The organism is Thiobacillus sp., from assembly GCF_030696885.1.
GTDB lineage: Bacteria > Pseudomonadota > Gammaproteobacteria > Burkholderiales > Thiobacillaceae > Thiobacillus.
Genome location: NZ_JAUYRI010000026.1, coordinates 1 through 4,866, shown reverse-complemented (window position 1 = coordinate 4,866; position 4,866 = coordinate 1). Strand labels below are relative to the sequence as shown.

The window sequence follows — 4,866 nt, the reverse complement described above, 5'->3', positions numbered from 1 at the left end:
ACTTCTTGGCAGCACCGCCAAACTTCTTCGCCAGAATGGTGGTGATCGCCGCGGTCAAGGTGGTCTTGCCGTGGTCAACGTGTCCAATGGTGCCAACGTTTACGTGCGGTTTGGTCCGCTCGAATTTTTCCTTAGCCATTTTTCAGTACCCTATAAGATCAAAATTATTTCTTGGCGGCCGCTTACTTTTTCGCAATCACGGCTTCCGCAACGCTCTTGGGCGCTTCGGTGTAATGCTTGAATTCCATCGAGTAGGTCGCGCGGCCCTGCGACATGGAGCGCAGATCGGTCGAGTAGCCAAACATCTCGGCCAGCGGCACTTCCGCCTTGACCAGCTTCACGCCGGCCGCATCTTCCATACCCTGGATGATGCCGCGACGGCGGTTGAGGTCGCCCATCACATCACCCATGTAGTCTTCCGGCGTTTCCACTTCCACCGCCATCATCGGCTCAAGCAGGATCGGGCTGGCCTTGCGCATGCCGTCCTTGAACGCCAGGATCGCCGCCAGCTTGAACGCCAGCTCGGACGAGTCGACATCGTGATAGGAACCGTCGAACAGCGTGACTTTGACGTCCACCACCGGGAAGCCTGCCAGCACGCCATTGGACAGCGCCTCTTTCAAGCCCTTTTCGACCGCGGGAATATATTCACGCGGCACGGTTCCGCCCTTGATGGCGTCGACGAACTCAAAGCCCTTGCCCGGTTCGTTCGGCCCCATCTTGATCCACACGTGGCCGTATTGACCCTTGCCGCCCGACTGCTTGGCGTGTTTGCCTTCCTGCTCGACTTCCTTCTTGATCGCTTCGCGGTAGGCCACCTGCGGTGCACCGACGTTGGCTTCAACGCCGAATTCGCGACGCATGCGGTCAACCAGAATCTCCAGGTGTAATTCGCCCATGCCCGACATGATGGTCTGGCCGGATTCCTCATCGGTGCGCACGCGGAAAGACGGGTCTTCCTGCGCCAGACGGCCCAGCGCGATACCCATTTTTTCCTGGTCGGCCTTGGTTTTCGGCTCGACCGCGACGTGAATCACCGGCTCGGGGAACACCATGCGCTCGAGCGTGATCGGGGACGCCACATCACACAGCGTGTCGCCGGTCGTGACATCCTTGAGGCCCACGGCTGCCGCGATGTCGCCCGCGCGCACTTCCTTGATCTCTTCGCGCTGGTTGGCGTGCATCTGCAGAATGCGGCCCAGACGCTCCTTGCGGCCCTTGACCGGGTTGTAAATCGTATCGCCCGATTTGACGACACCGGAATAGACACGGAAGAAAATCAGCTGACCCACATAGGGGTCGGTTGCAACCTTGAACGCCAGGGCGGAAAACTTTTCGTCGTCGGACGGCAGGCGCTCGCCTTCGCTGCCATCATCCAGTTCGCCCTTGACCGCGGGCACGTCGGTCGGCGCCGGCATCAGCTCGACCACCTTGTCGAGCATGGCCTGCACGCCCTTGTTCTTGAACGCGCTGCCGCACATCATCGGCACGATTTCGCTGGCGATGGTGCGCGCACGCAGACCCTGGATGATGTCGGCCTCGGAGAGGTCGCCCTCTTCAAGGTATTTGTTCATCATTTCTTCGGACGACTCCGCAGCGGCTTCCAGCATGGCCTCGCGCCACTTTTTGCAGGTCTCGAGCAGTTCCGCGGGAATGTCGCGCAGGTCGAACTTCATGCCCTGGCTGGCTTCATCCCAGTAAATCGCCTTCATCTTGACGAGGTCGACCACCCCCTCGAACTTCTCCTCGGCGCCGATCGGCACCTGGATCGGCACCGGATTGGCCTTCAGACGCAAGCGCATCTGATCGTATACCTTGAAGAAGTCGGCGCCGGAGCGGTCCATCTTGTTGACGAACGCCAGACGCGGCACGCGGTACTTGTTGGCCTGACGCCACACGGTTTCCGACTGCGGCTGCACACCGCCCACCGCGCAGTACACCATGCAGGCGCCGTCCAGCACGCGCATGGAGCGCTCCACCTCGATGGTGAAGTCAACGTGACCCGGGGTGTCGATGATGTTGATACGGTGCTCGGGGAACTTGCCATCCATCCCCTTCCAGAAACACGTGGTCGCAGCGGAGGTAATCGTGATGCCGCGCTCCTGCTCCTGTTCCATCCAGTCCATGGTGGCCGCGCCATCATGCACTTCGCCGATCTTGTGCGACACGCCCGTGTAAAACAGGACGCGCTCGGTGGTGGTGGTCTTGCCAGCGTCGATATGGGCCGAAATGCCGATATTGCGATAGCGCTCGATAGGAGTATTGCGTGCCACGTTAATTACCTGCCAATCAATGCGTTAGTTGTTCTTAGAAACGGAAATGCGAGAAGGCCTTGTTGGCTTCAGCCATACGGTGCACTTCCTCACGCTTCTTCACAGCGCCGCCACGGCCTTCGGCCGCATCCAGCAATTCGCCTGCCAGACGGGCGCCCATGGACTTCTCGCCGCGCTTGCGCGCAGCATCCTTCAGCCAGCGCATCGCCAGCGCGGTACGACGGCTGGAACGCACTTCGACCGGCACCTGGTAGTTGGCGCCACCAACGCGGCGGCTCTTCACTTCGACCAGGGGGCGCGCATTGTTCAGCGCAACACCGAACACTTCCAGCGGGTCCTTGCCGGACTTCTGGACGATCTGCTCGAACGCGCCGTAGACGATGCGCTCAGCGACCGACTTCTTGCCGCTGGACATGACGACGTTCATGAATTTGGAAACTTCCTGATTGCCGAATTTCGGATCAGGCAGGATTTCACGTTTGGGGACTTCGCGACGACGGGGCATATTCCTGTCTCTCTATCTAATTAGGCTTTTTTCGGGCGCCGGGTTTAATCAGGCTTTCTTCGGGCGCTTGGCACCGTACTTCGAGCGCGACTGCTTACGATCCTTGACACCTGCGGTATCCAGGCTGCCGCGGACGGTGTGGTAACGCACACCCGGCAAGTCCTTGACCCGGCCGCCGCGCACCAGTACCACCGAGTGCTCCTGCAGATTGTGGCCTTCGCCGCCGATGTAGCTGATGACCTCGAAGCCGCTGGTGAGCTTGACCTTGCAAACCTTGCGCAAGGCGGAGTTCGGTTTCTTGGGCGTCGTGGTGTACACGCGGGTGCACACGCCGCGGCGTTGCGGGCAGGCCTTCAGGGCCGGAACCTTGCTCTTTTCCACCGGCGCCTGGCGCGGCTTGCGGATCAGCTGGTTAATCGTTGGCATGTCAAAAATTCCGAAAAATTAAGGTGAGCGTATCGTTTCTAAAACAAGCGGGACGGCATGCGCCGTCCCGGGCTACAGTCCTGCGCTTCCCGGCACACGTATGGCCGGAAAAAGACGCGTGATTCTAGGGGAGAGCCACCCCCCTGTCAAGCCACTTCCTGATTCTCTGCGGGGTTTGCGTCCTCGCCGATGATCAGATGCTCGGCGCCCATGTCCTCCCCGGCAGCCTGACGGCGACGGGTGTTGTGGTAGGCCAGACCGCTGCCCGCCGGAATCAGGCGACCGACGATCACGTTTTCCTTCAGACCGCGCAGCTCGTCCCGCTTGCCCATGATGGCCGCTTCGGTCAGCACGCGCGTGGTTTCCTGGAAGGACGCCGCGGAAATGAAGGAATCGGTCGACAGCGACGCCTTGGTGATGCCCAGCAAAATGGGGTCATAGACGGCGGGCTGCTTGCCGGCGGCTTCCATTTCGTCGTTGATCTGCAGCACTTCCGAGCGCTCGACGCCTTCGCCGGGGATGAGGCCGGTGTCACCCGGATCCACCACCGTGACGCGGCGCAGCATCTGCCGCACGATGACCTCGATGTGCTTGTCGTTGATCTTCACACCCTGCAGGCGGTACACGTCCTGCACCTCGTCGGTGATGTAGCGCGCCAGCGCCTCGACGCCCTGCAGACGCAGGATGTCGTGCGGGTCGACCGGACCGTCGACGATCATTTCGCCCTTCTGGACGATCTGGCCGTCGTGCGCGGTGACGTGCTTTTCCTTGGTGATCAGGTATTCGTGCGCGACGCCGTCGAGGTCGGTGATGACCAGACGCTGCTTGCCCTTGGTGTCCTTGCCGAACGACACCGTGCCCGTAACTTCTGCCAACACGCCGGCATCTTTCGGGGAACGTGCTTCGAACAGCTCGGCCACACGCGGCAGGCCGCCGGTGATGTCACGCGTTTTCGAGGTTTCCTGCGGAATCCGCGCGATCACGTCGCCCACCGCCACGTCCTGGCTGTCCTTCACCGTGATGATGGAGCCGATCTGGAAGGTGATGTTGACCAGCGTATCGGTCCCGGCCAGCTTGAGCTCGTTGCCGGCCTCGTCCAGCAGCTTCACCTGCGGACGCAAGCCCTTGCCGGCGCTGCTTGCCTTGCGCTTGGGATCGATGACCACCAGCGTCGACAGGCCGGTGACGTCGTCGAGCTGCTTGGCGACGGTCACGCCTTCCTCGATGTTCTCGAAGCGGATGCGGCCGGCGTACTCGGTGATGATCGGACGGGTGTGCGGATCCCAGGTTGCCAGCACGGCGCCGGCCTTGATCTTGGCGCCATCGGTCACCATCAGGGTCGCGCCGTACGGCACTTTCTGACGCTCGCGCTCGCGGCCCGAATCGTCGGCGATGATGATTTCGCCGCTGCGCGAAATCGCCACCAGCTCCTTGCGGGCGTTGGTCACGTAGCGCATGGTGGCGGTGTACTGCACGGTGCCGTTGGACTTGGCCTCGAGCTGGCTCGCCGCCGCGGCACGCGATGCCGCACCACCGATGTGGAAGGTCCGCATGGTGAGCTGGGTGCCCGGCTCGCCGATCGACTGCGCGGCGATCACGCCGACGGCTTCGCCGACGTTGACCATGTAGCCGCGGCCGAGGTCGCGGCCGTAGCACTTGCCA

Annotated in this window: 4 protein-coding genes and 1 pseudogene; all 5 read right to left on the bottom strand. The window is 61.8% G+C overall.

Annotated features, from left to right (window positions below; genetic code table 11):
• A partial coding sequence (locus Q8R61_RS12605; protein ID WP_305536730.1) for a GTP-binding protein occupies positions 1–139 on the bottom strand: 139 nt, incomplete at its 3' end.
• Between the two features lie 43 nt (positions 140–182).
• Positions 183–2,273, bottom strand: a complete 2,091-nt coding sequence (fusA, locus tag Q8R61_RS12600) for an elongation factor G (RefSeq protein ID WP_305537786.1) — start codon at positions 2,271–2,273, stop codon at positions 183–185.
• Between the two features lie 34 nt (positions 2,274–2,307).
• The gene (gene rpsG, locus Q8R61_RS12595; RefSeq protein ID WP_305537784.1) at positions 2,308–2,778 is read right to left on the bottom strand and encodes a 30S ribosomal protein S7; all 471 of its coding nucleotides are present in this window, start codon (positions 2,776–2,778) and stop codon (positions 2,308–2,310) included.
• A 48-nt stretch (positions 2,779–2,826) separates the two neighbouring features.
• Positions 2,827–3,204 (bottom strand): 30S ribosomal protein S12, encoded by a 378-nt coding sequence (rpsL, locus tag Q8R61_RS12590; protein WP_011310913.1) that lies wholly within the window; start codon positions 3,202–3,204, stop codon positions 2,827–2,829.
• Between the two features lie 146 nt (positions 3,205–3,350).
• Positions 3,351–4,866 (bottom strand): annotated as a pseudogene (locus tag Q8R61_RS12585) (DNA-directed RNA polymerase subunit beta'); the annotation flags it as partial.

Excerpts from the sequence above, each read along its gene's own strand:
- rpsG (WP_305537784.1), bottom strand. The coding sequence starts at position 2,778 with ATGCCCCGTCGTCGCGAAGTCCCCAAACGTGAAATCCTGCCTGATCCG.
- rpsL (WP_011310913.1), bottom strand. The coding sequence starts at position 3,204 with ATGCCAACGATTAACCAGCTGATCCGCAAGCCGCGCCAGGCGCCGGTG.